Origin of the sequence: Lactobacillus melliventris (assembly GCF_013346935.1) — a bacterium.
GTDB lineage: Bacteria > Bacillota > Bacilli > Lactobacillales > Lactobacillaceae > Lactobacillus.
Genome location: NZ_JAAEEB010000001.1, coordinates 25895 through 42344 on the forward strand (window position 1 = coordinate 25895; position 16450 = coordinate 42344).

Below are 16450 nucleotides of genomic sequence, written 5' to 3' on the forward strand. Positions count from 1 at the left end.
ATGCGAAAATACGTTCGAGAGAGTAAAATATAATAAGTCAAATAAGAGTTGGGCAATTTTGTCCAACTTTTTCTACGAGGAGTCTTTCGATGATTAAACGACAAGAAGAACGTAAATTTGAACTCGTTTCTAAATTTAATCCAGCAGGCGATCAGCAACAAGCCATTGATAAATTGGCTGCTGGCTTTAAAAAAGGGTATAAAGAACAGATTTTGGAAGGTGCTACCGGTACTGGTAAAACTTTCACTATGGCCAATATTATTGCTAAGTTAAATAAACCCACTTTAGTCATTTCTCATAATAAGACTTTGGTGGGACAGCTATATGGAGAATTTAAAGAGTTTTTCCCACATAATGCCGTTGACTATTTCGTGTCATACTATGATTATTACCAACCTGAAGCATATGTGCCGCAATCAGACACATATATTGAAAAGGACTCAGCAATTAATGATGAAATTGACCAGTTGCGTCACCAAGCTACCAGCGACTTAATGGAACGTAACGATGTTATTGTCGTAGCGTCAGTTTCATGCATTTACGGCTTAGGTGACCCGAAAGAATATGCTGCGAGTGTGATTACGGTTCATGAAGGTGAAGAATATAACAGGAATACTTTGCTGCGTGATTTAGTTAATATTCAATATGATCGCAATGATATTGACTTTCAACGTGGTCGTTTTCGCGTTCGTGGAGATGTTGTAGAAGTTTTTCCTGCAGGCAACTCTAACCACGCTTATCGGATTGAATTTTTCGGTGATGAAATTGACAGAATTGTAGAAGTTGATGCCTTAACTGGTGAAGTTATTGGTGAAAGAGAGAGTATTTCACTTTTCCCAGCAACGCACTTCATGACCAATGAAGAGCAAATGAGACGGGCTCTTAAGGCCATTTCACAAGAAATGAAAATTCAAGTGAAAAAGTTTGAAGGCGAGGGAAAGTTGCTGGAAGCTGAACGTATTAAGCAACGGACCACTTTTGATATGGAAATGATGGGTGAAGTTGGCTATACCAACGGTATTGAAAACTATTCTCGTCATATGGAAGGAAGAAAAGAAGGAGAACCCCCTTATACTTTACTTGACTTTTTCCCCGATGATTTTCTCATTCTAATTGATGAGTCTCACGCAACTATGCCGGAAATTAGGGCAATGTACAACGGAGACCGCAACCGTAAAAAGACTTTGATTGATTACGGCTTTCGTTTACCTTCTGCGCTTGATAACAGGCCCTTGAAGCTGGCTGAATTTGAAAAACACGTTAACCAAATATTATATGTTTCAGCAACCCCGGGAGATTATGAACTAGAGCGTACTGATCACAAAGTTGAGCAAATCATCAGACCAACTGGTTTGCTTGATCCTAAAATTGAGGTTAAACCGGTTGAGGGTCAAATTGATGATCTAGTTGCTGAAATTAACAAGCGGATTGAAAAGAATGAACGTGTTTTCGTTACTACATTAACGAAAAAAATGGCTGAGGACTTAACAGATTATTTGAAAGATCTCGGGATTAAAGTGCAATATTTACACTCTGACGTGAAGACACTGGAACGGATGCAAATATTACGTGATTTACGTACTGGCAAGTATGATGTTCTAATTGGTATTAACTTATTGCGTGAGGGTATTGATGTACCGGAAGTTTCACTGGTCGCAATTCTTGATGCTGATAAAGAAGGCTTTCTACGTGCATACCGGCCACTAGTGCAAACAATGGGGCGTGCTTCCAGAAACGCAGATGGGGCTGTAATTATGTATGCCGATACAATCACAGACTCAATGCGGGAAGCTATTGATGCAACGCAGAGAAGACGTAAATTACAGATTAAGTTTAATGAAGAACATGGTATGAAACCAAAAACTATCGTTAAACCGATCAGGGATGTTATTTCTGCTACAAAAGTGGCGGATGAAGATACGCAAACTGATAGTTTTGCTGATTTGAACTTTGACGAATTAACCGTTAAACAAAAGAGAACCATGATTAAAGACTTGCGTAAGCAAATGCAGGAAGCTGCTAAGAAACTTGATTTCGAAGGTGCTGCAACCTTGCGGGATGCTATCATGGAACTGGAAAGTTCAACTAGAAGTCCAATTAAGAAAAAAGGGAAAGCATTAAATGGTAAATGATAAAATTGTTATTCGGGGTGCGCGTGAACACAATTTAAAAGACATTAACCTGTCTATACCTAAGGATAAATTAGTTGTTATTACCGGCCTGTCGGGTTCTGGCAAAAGTTCTTTGGCTTTTGATACTTTGTATGCCGAAGGGCGCAGAAGATATGTTCAATCACTGTCAAGCTATGCGCGCCAATTTTTAGGACAAATGGATAAGCCGGATGTTGATTCAATTGATGGCTTAAATCCTGCAATCTCAATTGACCAAAAAACGACATCGCATAACCCCAGATCAACCGTGGGCACGGTTACTGAAATAAATGACTATCTCAGATTATTATGGGCTCGAGTTGGGCACCCAGTTTGTCCTAACGATGGTACTTTAATTGAAAGACAGTCGGTTGAGCAAATGGTTAATCGCATTTTGGCTTTGCCTGAACGTAGCCGTATTCAAATTTTGGCACCAGTAATTAGAGCTAAAAGAGGAGCACATAAAGAAGTCTTTAAACGGGTACAAAGAGCAGGCTATGTTCGTGTAATCGTTGATGGCGCTATGCATGAAATCGGTGAAAAATTTGATTTAGAAAAAAATAAGCGCCATTCAATTGATATCGTGGTTGACCGTTTGATTGTTAAAGAAGGCATTCGCTCACGGCTTTTTGATTCGGTAGAGGCAGCTCTGCGCCTATCAGACGGCTATATGAATGTCGATGTTATCGGCGCAGAAACGATCAACTTTTCAGAATACTATGCTTGTCCTAAATGCGGCTTTACTGTAGGAGAAATGGAACCACGGCTTTTCTCTTTTAATGCGCCGTTTGGCGCTTGTCCTGATTGTGACGGCTTAGGCGTTAAGTTAGCAGTTGATGAGGACTTGGTTGTTCCGGATCAAAGCAAAACTTTAGCCGAAGGGGCAGTTGCACCTTGGAAAAATTCTAAGTACTACGGGGAAATGCTTGAACAGGCATGTACGGCTTTGAAAATTCCGCTTGATAAACCATTTTCTAAGTTGACGAAGAAGCAACAAGAGACAATTTTACACGGCTCAACTAAAAAAATTAAGTTTCATGTTACCGGTGATTTCGGAGTTAATAATACGACAGCGCCTTTTGAAGGCGCTATGGAGAATGTTGAAAGACGTTATTATCATCCGATGTCCAAATTCATGCGTGATGTTATGGGCAAATATATGACAGAACTTACTTGCTCAACTTGTCATGGTAAAAGATTAAATCGTAAAGCATTAGCGGTTAAAGTTAATGGTAAGGATATCGCTGAAGCATCAGAATTGGCAATCAGTCATGCCCTTGAATTTTTCAATAATATCAAACTTGATGAGCAGGAATCTGTCATTGCTAAGCCAATACTAAAGGAGGTGCGCGACAGGCTTACTTTCTTAAATAGCGTGGGCCTGGACTATTTGACTTTGTCGCGTTCTGCTAATACTCTTTCTGGTGGGGAAGCTCAGAGAATCCGACTTGCGACCCAAATTGGTTCCAATCTTTCAGGAGTCATGTATGTTTTGGATGAACCATCAATCGGTTTACATCAGCGTGATAATGACCGGCTGATAGCTGCTTTAAAGCGCATGCGTGATTTAGGTAATTCCTTAATTGTAGTTGAACATGATGACGAGACTATGAGACAAGCCGATTACCTGATCGATATGGGTCCGGGTGCTGGGACTTATGGCGGTGAAGTCATGGCTGCCGGTACGCCTGAAGAAGTTGAACAGAATGAAAAATCTCTAACTGGACAATATATGGCAGGTAAAAAGTTTGTACCTGTTCCGTTAAAAAGGCGTAAAGGTAATGGTAAAAAAATTACGATTACCGGTGCAGCTGAAAATAATCTCAAAAATTTAAAGGTTGAATTTCCTTTAGGCAAATTAATTGTGGTTACTGGAGTTTCAGGTTCTGGTAAATCAACTTTGGTAAATATGATATTAAAACGTGCTTTAGCACAAAAATTGAATCGAAATCAAACTAAACCTGGCAAATATAAAACTATCAGTGGCTACCAAAACATTGAAAAAATCATTGATATTGATCAAAGTCCGATCGGTCGCACTCCTCGAAGTAATCCCGCTACTTATACCAGTGTTTTTGATGATATTAGAGCTTTATTTGCCCAAACAAATGAAGCCAAGCTTCGTGGTTACACTAAGGCGCGCTTTTCTTTTAATGTTAAAGGCGGTCGTTGTGAAGCCTGCCATGGCGATGGCATTATTAAAATAGAAATGAATTTTTTACCGGACGTCTATGTTCCGTGTGAAGTTTGTCATGGCAGTCGTTATAATTCTGAAACTCTTGAAGTAACCTATCGCAAGAAAAATATTGCACAGGTTTTAGATATGACAATTAGTGAGGCTTGCTTGTTCTTTAAAAATATTCCTAAAATTGCGCGCAAATTACAAACAATTGTGGATGTCGGTTTAGGTTATGTCAAACTAGGTCAGTCTGCTACTACCTTATCTGGTGGTGAAGCGCAAAGGATGAAGCTTGCTGCGGAGTTGCAGAAGTTATCAACAGGTAAGAACTTTTACATTTTAGATGAGCCGACAACTGGTTTGCATACAGATGATATCAAGCGTTTACTGGAAGTATTGCAAAGACTCGTTGATCAAGGCAATACAGTTTTGATAATCGAACACAATTTGGATGTGATTAAAAATGCTGATTGGTTAATTGATCTGGGTCCTGAAGGAGGAGAAGGTGGTGGCCAAATAGTTGCCACTGGCACACCAGAGCAGGTAGCACAAGTTAAGGAAAGTTATACCGGTCAGTATTTAAAGCCAGTTCTTATGCGTGACACGTCACTAACAAAAAAGGCTAGTGCAAAAAGTAATTAAATAGTATTAATTGTTTGTGATAAAGTGTAAAATATAGCGCAAGGAGGAATAAAAATGGATAATTTTTCTAGTTACGGACAAAATCGTGGTTTTAATTGGGCCGCATTTATTTCTGGTATTTTAATGGTAATTGCCGGGTTATTTCTATTGCGGCACCCTGGTAAAGCACTACACGCATTTGTCTTGCTGTTTGCTATTGTCTCTATTGTCCAGGGATTTGTTTGGCTGGTATTTTACAGCCGTTTTCGGTATTTTATCCCTTCTAGCTGGTGGTCAATTGTTTCAGGAGTATTGGACATTATCGTTGGAATTTTGTTTCTTTACTCATACGACGCTGCTGGATTAACAATTGCCTACCTTTTTGCTTTTTGGTTCTTATTTGATTCGATTACCGGTATAGTTTTTTCATGGCAGATGAGAAGAATTTCTAATTTCTTCTTTTGGCTAAACCTAATATTAAATATACTAGGATTATTGATAGCAATCAGCCTGATGTTTAATCCGGCATTGTCTGCTTTAACACTAATTTGGTTAGTGTCATTCTGGTTATTAATTTTTGGAATTAATCAAATTATTGCAGCTTTTGTTAATCGCTAATAAATAAAAAGTTCATTAGAACTTTTTTTTACTCAAAAAAGTTAGGAAAAACCTGGTATGGTATAATTTTATTAATAGGGGGGTAGTTTGAAAATGGCTGAGCACAAAAAGCAACTACTGATTATTACAGGAATGAGTGGAGCGGGCAAAACCGTGGCTTCTCATGCTTTGGAAGATATGGGCTATTTTATAGTTGATAATTTGCCTCCATCGCTTTTACCTAGTTTTTGGGAATTAATTGTCAGGTCGGATGATTTTACTAAAGTAGCAGTGGTAATTGATTTACGAGTTAGACGGTTTTATAAAGACTTAGATAACGAGATCAATTCGCTTGAAGATAATGGCAACGCTCAAACTAGAATTGTATTTCTGGATGCTTCCGATAACACTTTAGTAGCCCGTTACAAAGAGACAAGGCGTGTGCCACCATTGGCAAGCAATGGTCGTCTGCTTGACGGTATTTTAGAAGAAAGACGAATTTTAACAGGTATAAAGAATCGAGCTAATGACATTATAGATACCTCTAATTTGTCACCTAAGGAACTAAAGCAGGAGCTGATTAATAGATTTAGTAAACAGCATAAACAGCCATTTTCCATTGAAGTGTTATCTTTCGGCTTTAAATACGGTATGCCGATTGATGCAGATATTGTGATGGATGTCAGGTTTTTGCCTAACCCATTTTATATACCTGAATTAAGGCCATTTACGGGACTCGATAAACGGGTTTTTAATTATGTAATGGATAAAAAACAAACCCAAACTTTTTATCAAAAATTTTTGGATTTGTTAAAAGTCGCTTTGCCAGGGTACATTAATGAAGGCAAAAGCAAATTAACTATTGCAATTGGATGTACGGGTGGTCAGCATCGCAGCGTTGCAATTGCACAGCAATTGGCACATGATTTGGCTGAAGACTATACAGTTGATATTACGCACCGCGAAATTAGTCGTTACACTAGAAAAAGGTGATTTTCATGACATATGCTGAAAAAGTGATTCGTGTAACTAGAAGTAGAAGACCACAGATTGTGGTCATTGGTGGTGGAACTGGGTTGCCAGTTGTTTTGAATGCGCTTAAAGAACAAGAAGCTGAAATTACTGCCATTGTGACGGTATCAGATGATGGTGGTTCATCAGGATCAATTCGCAACTTTATTAATGTTGTTCCACCTGGTGATATTCGCAATGTTTTGGTTTCTTTAAGTGGAATTTCACAGGAAGAAAAAGATATTTTTCAATATCGCTTTGATTCCTCCGATTCATTTTTTTCAGGGCATGCTATCGGAAACTTAATCATTGCTGCTTTGAATGAGATGCATGGCAATATTTTTGATGCTGTCCAGTCTTTGTCTAAAATGATGCATGTAGATGGACACGTGTATCCTGCCTCTAACGAGCCCTTAACACTTAATGCTGAGTTTGTTGATGGGACCATTCAAGCAGGAGAAAAAGAAATCACTGATAAGGATAAGAGGATAAAACGAGTTTGGGTTACCAATACAAACTCAAATTCTGAACCAAAAGCCGTGTCTAAAGTGCTAAATGCTATTAAAAATGCTGATGCAGTAGTGTTAGGACCCGGAAGCTTGTTTACTTCAATCTTACCTAACCTGATGATACCTAATTTAGGCGAAGCTGTTAGGAAAACTAGTGCAGAAGTAATATATATTTGCAATATTATGACGCAGCTTGGTGAAACCGATCATTTTTCAGACTGTGATCACGTTAAAGTAATTAACGCACATCTTGGTGGTCATTATATTAATACTGCTTTAGTTAATGGTGCCAAAATTGACATGTCTAAGTTTAATCCTAGTGATTACGATGCCTATATTGAGCCGGTGAAAAGAGACTTTAACGGACTGCGCGAGCAGGGCTGTCGGGTGATTACCGATGATTTTATTGACCAGCGTAGCGGATTGGTTTTTCATGACGGTAAGAAAGTAGCAAAAGAGATCATCAACCTGGCATTTGCCGCAATGGCTCGCAGGAAGGAATAACAAATAATGGCCAGCTATGCTAGTAACGTAAAAAAAGAGTTGACTTCGCTGCCCATTCACCGTGAACATGCCAAAGCTGAATTGGCTGCTTTCCTGCGTATGAATGGCGTTTTGAATTTTCATGAACACAAATTTAGTCTTGATATCACTACTGAAAATCCTGCCATAGCTAGACGTATTTTTTCATTGATAAAAACTGCATATAAGGTTGAACCACAACTGATAGTTTCTCGCAAAATGAAGCTTAAAAAAAATAATCAATATTTGGTGAGATTACAAAATCACGTTAAAGAAATACTGAATAATTTGGAAATTTTGACCCCAAGCTTGAATTTAATTACTAGCATTCCTAAAAGAATAATTAATTCACGGGAAGGGTCGATGTCATATTTGCGTGGTGCTTTTTTAGCCAGTGGCAGTGTGAATAATCCTAATACGAGTCGGTATCATTTGGAAATTTATTCTATTTATAAAGACCATAATGACGATTTGCTTCATATTATGAATGACCGCTTTAATCTGAATGCTAAAAGTACACCAAGAAGGCGTGGCTATATTGTTTATTTAAAAGAAGCCGAAAAAATTGGTGACTTTTTACATATTGTCGGAGCATTAAATGCAATGTTGTCTTTTGAAGATTTGCGCATTATGCGGGATATGCGTAATTCTGTTAACAGGTTGGTCAATTGTGATACAGCTAATTTAAAAAAGACGGCTAATGCAGCAGCCAAGCAGGTTGAAGATATTGAGTTGATTGAACGTAAAATTGGGCTAGAAAACATTCCTGAAAAATTGCAGGGATTAGCACGATTGCGACTTGAAGAGCCTGAATTGTCTTTAAAAGAAATAGCGCAACAGGTGCCGGATGGTCCGATTTCAAAATCTGGCGTCAATCATCGTTTTAAAAAAATTCACGATATTGCTGCAAGCTTAGAGCAATAAAAAAAGAAGCTCATCAATTGATGGGTTTCTTTTTTATTGCAGTTTATTGATATTATTTCTTTTGATTGACCATAATTTCATCGATTAAACCATAGTCTTTAGCTTGCTGTGCGGTCATGTAATTGTCCCGTTCAGTGTCCTTTTGAATCTTTTCTAAAGGTTGACCAGTAGTTTCATGTAAGATCCGGTTAATTTTTTCACGGCTCTTTAAAATTTCATTGGCTGCAATTTGAATATCAGTTTGCTGACCCTGTGCACCACCTAAAGGTTGATGGATCAAAACAGTCGAATTAGGTAATGCAAAACGCTTACCTTTTGCTCCGCTAGTCAGTAAAATGGAAGCCATAGAAGCTGCCATGCCGATGGCAATAGTTGAAACATCTGATTTAATAAAGTTCATGGTATCCATAATTGCCAAACCAGAAGTAATCACACCACCCGGTGAATTAATGTAAAGTGAAATATCCTTGGTGTTGTCTTGAGCATCAAGAAATAGTAATTGTGCAATAATTGAATTGGCCATATCATCGTTAATTTCGCCGCTAAGCATGATGATTCTGTCTTTCAATAAACGTGAATATATATCATATGCGCGTTCGCCACGTGCAGTTTGTTCAATAACTGTAGGTACAAGCATCTTTCTACCTCCTAAATATAATTAGCACTCTATCAAGTACAGTGCTAATTAAATCACTTACATTACTTGCTGTCAATGAAAGTGTATTAATTTTGTATTCTTTTTAGTGAGAGTTTTATTATATAATTTAAAGGTAAACTAAATATTGGAGGATATATTTTGAAGCTTTATAAGAAAAAATTACCATATTTACTGACATTGGTTGTCGGATTACTAGTTTGTACCGGCTTGTCAACTACATCAGTTGCGGCAGATTCGAATAGCGCTCAACCGCCAGTTCAAGATGACAGCAACAAGTCATCAAGCAACTCAACTGATGTAAATAATGATAATAATGCCACTAATGATCAAACAGGTAAATCTGATCAAACTGGGACAGACGACACCAATACTAAAAAACCTAAGCCTAAGCAAATTGTTACTGGTTTTTCTATGATGACCAAAGTTGCGGGCAACAAAAATTATAAGGTCTGGAAAGAAGTAAATAACGGAAAAGTTAGCACCAAAGTAGCTGACGGCATTAACTTTCGTTACAGTCATATTCAATCAGACCAGTTGATTGAAACTAAAAAATACCGCTATTGGCGCATTTATGTTAATGGCAGACAAGTAGGGTATGTTAATGAACGTTACTTTGCCAGAAATCAAATTGCGGTTCCTAAGACTATATCTCTAGTGCGCAATGAGTTCTACAACTTCCCTACCAGAGATGCTATTTCTTATATAACTAACAGCATGGGTACAGTAATTGACAACAGTCAAGTAACTGTATCAAAAGATAGCATTAATTGCGGGACTCCTAAGACATATAAAGTTAAATATACTTATGGAGATGCAACTGCTACAGTTAAAATAACTGTTAGAAAGAGTAAAAAAGAAGGGGTGGTCGATGCGAATACCGTTGCCTCCTTCCCAGCGCAACCTGGTACAAATGATTATCAGGCTTGGAAAACTCATTACGGTTCATCATTAAATTATATTAGCCCTACAGAATACACGCCTGAAACCAATAAACATACTTTGACTAGTGGTGATTTGACCTTAAAGACACGGTTATATCAACCAGTCTTATTAAGTGTAGCTGATCCATCAGACGATAATATTAACCGTGTTGGTCACATTCCAGAAGGTGTTACCGTTTCTAATGGCTGGGCATATACCAGTCTTTTAAGTCACACAAATTTGGTATCTGGTCATATTGTTGGTTATGATTTGAAAACTTTAACTGATCCGTTTGATGCGCAACATTTACTTGATATGTCGCAAAAGAAGTTTAACAATTATGTTAAAAACATCAAGGTAAGTCCCTATATTCCAATTGGTCATGGTCAGGCATTGGGCGCAAGTGATAAGTATATTTATGTGTTAAATAATGATAATACGCTAAATGACACTAACGACTCTGAAGAATTACTTCAAATCCGTAAGAGTGATTTGCAAATTAACAAGATTTGGACAATCAAAACTTGGATTGATGATGGCAAGAGTAATCGCTATTTCCAAAATGGTGTAATTGTATCAGATAAGGATATGTACACTGTTTACCATGACACAGAAAATAATTGTTATGAATACTGGGAATTCACTCGTACTGGAGATAATTGGTATCCAAAATTAGTCGGTAAAACCGATGGCAACTTTGTAAACAATAATTCACCTGTTCAAGGTTTTACTTATGATACCAAGAATAAAAACTTTTACTTGGCATTCAATGACTTAATCTTTAAGATTGGCCGCGATGGCAAGTTAAAAGATACTTATTCTTTTGATACCGGTCGTGAAATTGAAGGTTTATCAGTTAGTGATAATAAATTGTATGTAAACCTTGCACAAAGAGCTGAATTATTGGTAAGCATGAATATTAAATAAAATAAATATTTTTAGATGAGAGCTGAAAAGCTCTTATTTTTTTGGTTTAGGAAATGTCGTAAAAAACCTGAAAGTTATCTATTTTAGGAATTTTGCCATATTGTGATTGAGATATTTATTAAGAAAGTAACATAAAAAGACTAACCTAAATCAAATATTGAAAGTTAGTCCATAATTCGAATCTGATTGCTGTCTGAATTTTAAGATTTTGCATCTTTCAGCTCTTTTTTTCTTTGCTTTGGCAGTCAGGACAAAGGCCATAGATTTCAACGTGGCTGGATGAAGTGACAAAACCAGTTTGCTTATCTGCTTCAGTTCTCATCTGTTCTTCAATTCTACCAAAGTCAGGATAATAAACATCGGCGATTTTACCGCACCTTTTACAAATAATATGAAAGTGTGGTTTTACAAAATAGTCATAGTGCAGAGAATCATCACCATTTTTTATTTCAGTTACGATCCCCGCGTCTACTAATTTGTTGAGATTGTTATAAACGGTTGCACGATAAGCTGGCTCGTCTCCACTAATTGCTGTAAAAATTGTGGAAGCGGTGGGATGATTATGATGTACCATTAAATATTCAAGTATTTTTAAACGCGGTTTAGTTACTTTTAAGTGATGGCTACGTAGCAGACTTCCTGCTTCATCAGAAAAATTAGGCATGATTCTCATCTCCTCAATTAATTATAGTGTAGCATTTTTTATGTAAAAAAACCGCCTATTGCTAGGCGGTTAAGTATTATTTAGCTTATTTTTCTTCTTGTTTTCGTCTGATTGTTGGCATAATTAAACCAAGTAGGAATAATACCACTGGAGTGGCAATATTTAAACAAAGTGTGAATGGATCATTTGAATACATTCCCATTAAACAACAAGCAACTGTAACGGCTAATCCCCAAATTCCGGCAGTATAGGCTAACCACTGATGCTTAGTCATTTGATAGTTATCAGTACCGTTATGGAATTTTTCATGTTGTTTACGCAAAGCTAAGTAGGCAATGAAAACCCATAAATAACGCATTGGCATCACTATCGAATTTAGTTTAACTAATTGTGCCATTACGGTTTGTGCATCAGGCATAACGGCTTGCAATGCAATGATACCGCCAGAAAGAATGACAATCATCCAGATACCGTTAATATAAGCTCCATGTTTATTGACTTTTAATAACTTTTTCGGGATAAAGTCTTTTGCTTCTTTGCCTCCTAAAAGCATTCTCAAAGGAGCATCAATACTAATAACCAGTGCGGAAAATTGTCCAATGACGTTGCACCAGGCATAAATATAGAGGAATAATCCGCCCACGCCATAATATTCACCTAATTTTTGAAAAGCAATGTACGGACCATTTGAAATGTATTCATTCAAATTACCATTAACTACTTTAGGATCAAACATTAATGCTAAAGCAATGGTACCTAAGATGGCAGAAATCATAACCATTCCCGCTAATCCTAGCATAGCTTTCGGGAAATTTTTTGCAGGCTTTTTCAACTTGTTAACATATGGCGAAATCTTTTCAGCTCCACCTATAGCAAATACCAAAATTGAAAGTGAAGTAAAGTACTTCGTATTAAAATCTGGCATAAAGTTTTGCCAATTCCAGTTTATGCTGTTAAAACTAGCATGCGGATTAATCATCGGTGCCGCAAACATCATGATAATAAAAAGAATTGACATGATAAACATTGAAGTTCCAGCAATTGTTGATAAAGTTTTAATTACTGGAATCCCCCGGCTGGCTACCCAGCAAAAGAACAAAAATACTGCCAGCGTAGCTAATTGCGTCCAAGCTGTTGGCAAACTATCATACCATTTAGTATTACCAAAAATGCCCCAAGCCATGCCTCTTAAGCCCGTTGTACCTTTACTGGAAATATAAACCACATGTACTGCCCAGAATGTCCAACCAGCATAATAGGCCCATTTAGGTCCGATAGTGGCGTTAATCCAAGAAGCAACGCCACCCTCTGAATCTTTAAAAACTGATCCGAGTTCACCGACCATCAAGGCGTAAGGAATAAAGAAAAGCAGGAAAATAATAATCCAGCTGAAAATTACCTTGGTACCATCAAAGTATATGAATCCGTTAACAACGTTGCCAAAGCTCCACACAATAGAGAAAGCCATAGTGGCCAGCGTTGTCCACATCATCTTTTTAGAATTGTTTGGTGTTTCACCCATGAAACTTCTCCCTTATATAAAAATAACAATTTTTTATTTTAACTTAAATGTTTTTAAAAATCTAATAATAAGTCACTTGAAATTAACAACAAAAATAATTATTGATATATGAATTAAAAAAGTGTAAAACTATTATTATATAATAGAAGAAGGGGGTTGTAAGTTTAATGAAAAGAAAATTTAAAAGCAAGCTGCTGGTTGCTGGGACAATAGCTGCACTTGGCTTATTTGTTGGGAGTAATAATTCTTATATTTCTGCAAAAACTTACCACAAGGCTGTTACTAAAATAGCCGGTAATGGTAATTATGCAGTTTATCATTATGCTTCAAAAATGGGACCATCTGGCAAGTTTACGTCGACTAAATATTTTAAGCACGCACAGATTCAATCTAAACAGTCAATTGCCACTAAGAAAGGCAAGTTTTGGAAGATAATTGTTGACGGGCGTACGGTCGGCTGGGTTAACCAGAACTTTTTTGCCAGAAACAAGATTTCTGTTGCGCAGAACGTAAGTTTAGTGCAAAACAATCAATATTCGTTTAATACTAAAGACGCCATTAACTATGTGACTAATAGTGCAGGTACTGCTGTAGATACCAGCAAGGTAACAGTTTCTAAGTCAAAAATTAGTTCGGGCACTCCAGGTAAGACCACGGTTGACTATAGTTATGGCAAGGCTAAGGCAACAGTCAATGTTACTGTTCGCTCAGATAAGAATGAGGGTATAGCAAGAGCTGATAAAAAGCCTATGAATGAACCAAAGGAAGTCTCAACTTGGAAAGGTAGTTCCAAGTCTTCTTCAAGAAACTGGAACGCAGCGCATCATTATACTTCCGAAACTAGATCTAATACATTTAAAGCTAACGGTTTAACTTTAAAAACAAAGCTGTTCCAACCTCGTTTTGTCAGTCTTGGTTACAATCAATCTGGTGATAAGATGGGACAAGTAGGTGTAATTCCTGAGGGCATTACCGTGAATGGTTCAAACTTTACAGTTGCATTATTTAATTCAAGTAGTGCACAAAAGGGTCACTTAGTTTCTTATAATTTAAAGCATATTAATAAATTTAAGGCGCAAAATTTACAAACATTGAGCTGGTCAACCTTCAAGAAATATGCTTCACATATTAAAGTTAGTCCTTATATCAAGTTGGGTCATGGTCAGGCTATCGGCTCATCAGCTAATTACATTTATGTAATTGCTAATAACAACACTTCCAGCAATTCAAATGCTTCTGAAGAAATTTTACAGATACGTAAATCAGATATGAAGATTAATCAAATCTGGACCTTTAGAATTTCTAACTATGGTAGTCCTAGATACATTCATAATGCCACCTTTGCCGGTGACAACACGATGTATTGCCTCTTCCATAACGGTGGAAACGGCTATTATGAATATTGGAAAGTAACTCGCAATGGTGATTCCTGGATTCCAGTTGAAGTAGGGGCTACTAAAGGCAACTTTGTAAGCAATGGTTCACCAGTACAAGGATTTACGTACGATCAAAATCATAACCAATTTTATATCGGTTTTAATGATTATATCTTTAAAGTTGGTGAAGACGGAACCTATAAGAGCACCCATCACCTTCACGTAAGGCGTGAGATTGAAGGCTTGTCTTCATCAGGTAATAAACTGTACGTTGAATTTGCCCAACGCGGAGAGTTAACAGCTGGTAACACAAATTAGAAAAATTATTTTAAGCATTTTGTTAATCATATAAGTGCTCGACAACTGGCAAAATCAGGATTGGCAATTAAATAAATTATGAAAGTCACTGAAATTTCTCAGTGGCTTTTTCATTTTAGTAAGACTTTTATTCCTAAAATATTTAAGACTTTCTATATTTGAATGTAATTGTTTTTCAAATAAACTTAGTTTCTGTATTATGGTAGGCGATAAGAAAAGTAAAGAATACAAAAAGGAGGATTTTTTGGTTAAAAAAGACTTTATTGATACTTGTACCTTTTCAAGAGACGAAATGCAATTTTTAGCTGATTTAGGTCTAAAAATTAAGGAGACTATCAACCATGGCTATTACCCTCAGCTTTTAAAAGGTAAAAGCTTAGGTATGATCTTTGATCAGGTATCTACTAGAACGCGCTGCTCTGCTGAAACAGCAATGACTGAATTAGGAGGACATGCTTTGTATTTAGCTCCAGGGCAGATACAACTAGGAGAAAATGGTCATGAGGGTTTGGCTGATACTAGTCATGCTTTAGGTGACTTAGTTGATATCATTGGAGTGCGAACGGCTAGTCAAGAAGATATTGTGGAAATTGCCCAAAATTCGCATGCACCTGTAGTTAACTTCATGAGCGATGATGACCATCCTACTCAGGCTTTAGGTGATTTGATTACAATTAAAGAATTTTTACCGCAAAGTAAAAAATTATCTGATATTAAGCTGGTCTTTGTAGGGGATACAACGCAAATTACTGTTTCTGCATTATTTTTATGCGCTCAAATGGGAATGCACTTTGTGCAATACGGTCCTAAAGAAAAGCAATTATCTCCAAAATTATTGCGCAAAGCAGAAAAAATAGCTCAGCAAAATGGCGCCACAATTACTCTATCTGATGATGAAAAAGTCTTAGAAAATGCTGATTTTATTTATACTGATGTTTGGTATGGTCTATATGATCAAGAGCTTGATCAAACAGAGTATATGAAAATATTTTATCCTAAGTATCAGGTTAACGCAGAGATGCTGGCTAAAACAAACAATTCTGCGGTTAAATTTATGCATTGTTTACCTGCAAACAGGGGTGAAGAAGTGACAGCTTCTGTGCTTGACGGTGAAAACTCGATTGTCTGGCAACAAGCAGCAAACAAAAAGACGGCAATGAGAGCAATATTTACTTATTTGCTTAAAGATAAATTAGCTAAAGAAGACTTTTCGAACCAGATTGATAATGAGTTTCAAAGAGATTTAAAAAACATGCTTGAAAATTAAAATAAAAGAGTAGCTACTGCTAGATTGCAACAGCTACTCTTTTTAAATTAATTCAATGGGTCCCCTGAGAGTCGAACTCAGATTTTAAGAACCGGAATCTTACGTGCGATCCATTACACTAAGGACCCGAATTTGCACAACAACAAGTATAACAGAAAAGAAACAAAAATTGAATTGTTTTTTATTGATATTGACAAAAGAGCTTCAGTTTTGCATGTTTTAGTATCAATATCGACTAATTTATTAAGACTTTCTAATTGCGGCAATTTAACTTGAATTATTTT

Annotated in this window: 12 protein-coding genes; 9 read left to right on the plus strand and 3 right to left on the minus strand. The window is 36.9% G+C overall.

The window, feature by feature from the left end:
* Positions 1-89 precede the first annotated feature (89 nt).
* The 6 genes from uvrB to whiA all read left to right on the plus strand — a co-directional run bounded on the left by uvrB (position 90) and on the right by whiA (position 8513).
* The gene (gene uvrB / locus GYV61_RS00115) at positions 90-2132 is read left to right on the plus strand and encodes an excinuclease ABC subunit UvrB (protein WP_174794313.1); all 2043 of its coding nucleotides are present in this window, start codon (positions 90-92) and stop codon (positions 2130-2132) included.
* Entirely contained in the window at positions 2122-4971 is a 2850-nt protein-coding gene (uvrA, locus tag GYV61_RS00120) for an excinuclease ABC subunit UvrA (protein WP_174794314.1), read from the plus strand. Before uvrB ends, uvrA begins: the two co-directional genes overlap by 11 nt.
* Before the next feature lie 54 nt (positions 4972-5025).
* On the plus strand, positions 5026-5568 hold the full coding sequence (locus GYV61_RS00125; protein WP_122025857.1) for an HdeD family acid-resistance protein: 543 nt from the start codon (positions 5026-5028) through the stop codon (positions 5566-5568).
* A gap of 93 nt (positions 5569-5661) precedes the next feature.
* On the plus strand, positions 5662-6540 hold the full coding sequence (rapZ, locus tag GYV61_RS00130; protein WP_174794315.1) for an RNase adapter RapZ: 879 nt from the start codon (positions 5662-5664) through the stop codon (positions 6538-6540).
* A 5-nt stretch (positions 6541-6545) separates the two neighbouring features.
* Positions 6546-7571 (plus strand): gluconeogenesis factor YvcK family protein, encoded by a 1026-nt coding sequence (locus GYV61_RS00135; RefSeq protein WP_046324618.1) that lies wholly within the window; start codon positions 6546-6548, stop codon positions 7569-7571.
* Positions 7572-7577: 6 nt separating this feature from the next.
* Positions 7578-8513 (plus strand): DNA-binding protein WhiA, encoded by a 936-nt coding sequence (gene whiA, locus GYV61_RS00140; protein WP_174794316.1) that lies wholly within the window; start codon positions 7578-7580, stop codon positions 8511-8513.
* A 52-nt stretch (positions 8514-8565) separates the two neighbouring features.
* Here whiA and clpP read toward each other — a convergent pair whose 3' ends face one another.
* Positions 8566-9150 carry an ATP-dependent Clp endopeptidase proteolytic subunit ClpP gene (gene clpP, locus GYV61_RS00145; protein ID WP_034977497.1) on the minus strand — a complete coding sequence of 195 codons (585 nt, stop codon included), beginning with the start codon at positions 9148-9150 and terminating at the stop codon, positions 8566-8568.
* Positions 9151-9309: 159 nt separating this feature from the next.
* Between clpP and GYV61_RS00150 the strand changes: the two genes are divergently transcribed.
* The gene (locus tag GYV61_RS00150; RefSeq protein ID WP_238786729.1) at positions 9310-11019 is read left to right on the plus strand and encodes an SH3-like domain-containing protein; all 1710 of its coding nucleotides are present in this window, start codon (positions 9310-9312) and stop codon (positions 11017-11019) included.
* A gap of 217 nt (positions 11020-11236) precedes the next feature.
* Here GYV61_RS00150 and GYV61_RS00155 read toward each other — a convergent pair whose 3' ends face one another.
* Positions 11237-11683 carry a Fur family transcriptional regulator gene (locus GYV61_RS00155; RefSeq protein WP_174794317.1) on the minus strand — a complete coding sequence of 149 codons (447 nt, stop codon included), beginning with the start codon at positions 11681-11683 and terminating at the stop codon, positions 11237-11239.
* An 85-nt stretch (positions 11684-11768) separates the two neighbouring features.
* Positions 11769-13205, minus strand: coding sequence for an APC family permease (locus GYV61_RS00160; protein WP_174794318.1), 1437 nt, complete (start codon positions 13203-13205; stop codon positions 11769-11771).
* Between the two features lie 167 nt (positions 13206-13372).
* Here GYV61_RS00160 and GYV61_RS00165 point away from each other — a divergent pair, with 167 nt between their 5' ends.
* Positions 13373-14899 carry an LBA0864 family S-layer associated protein gene (locus GYV61_RS00165; protein ID WP_174794319.1) on the plus strand — a complete coding sequence of 509 codons (1527 nt, stop codon included), beginning with the start codon at positions 13373-13375 and terminating at the stop codon, positions 14897-14899.
* Between the two features lie 244 nt (positions 14900-15143).
* The gene (argF, locus tag GYV61_RS00170) at positions 15144-16166 is read left to right on the plus strand and encodes an ornithine carbamoyltransferase (protein ID WP_174794320.1); all 1023 of its coding nucleotides are present in this window, start codon (positions 15144-15146) and stop codon (positions 16164-16166) included.
* Positions 16167-16450 lie beyond the last annotated feature (284 nt).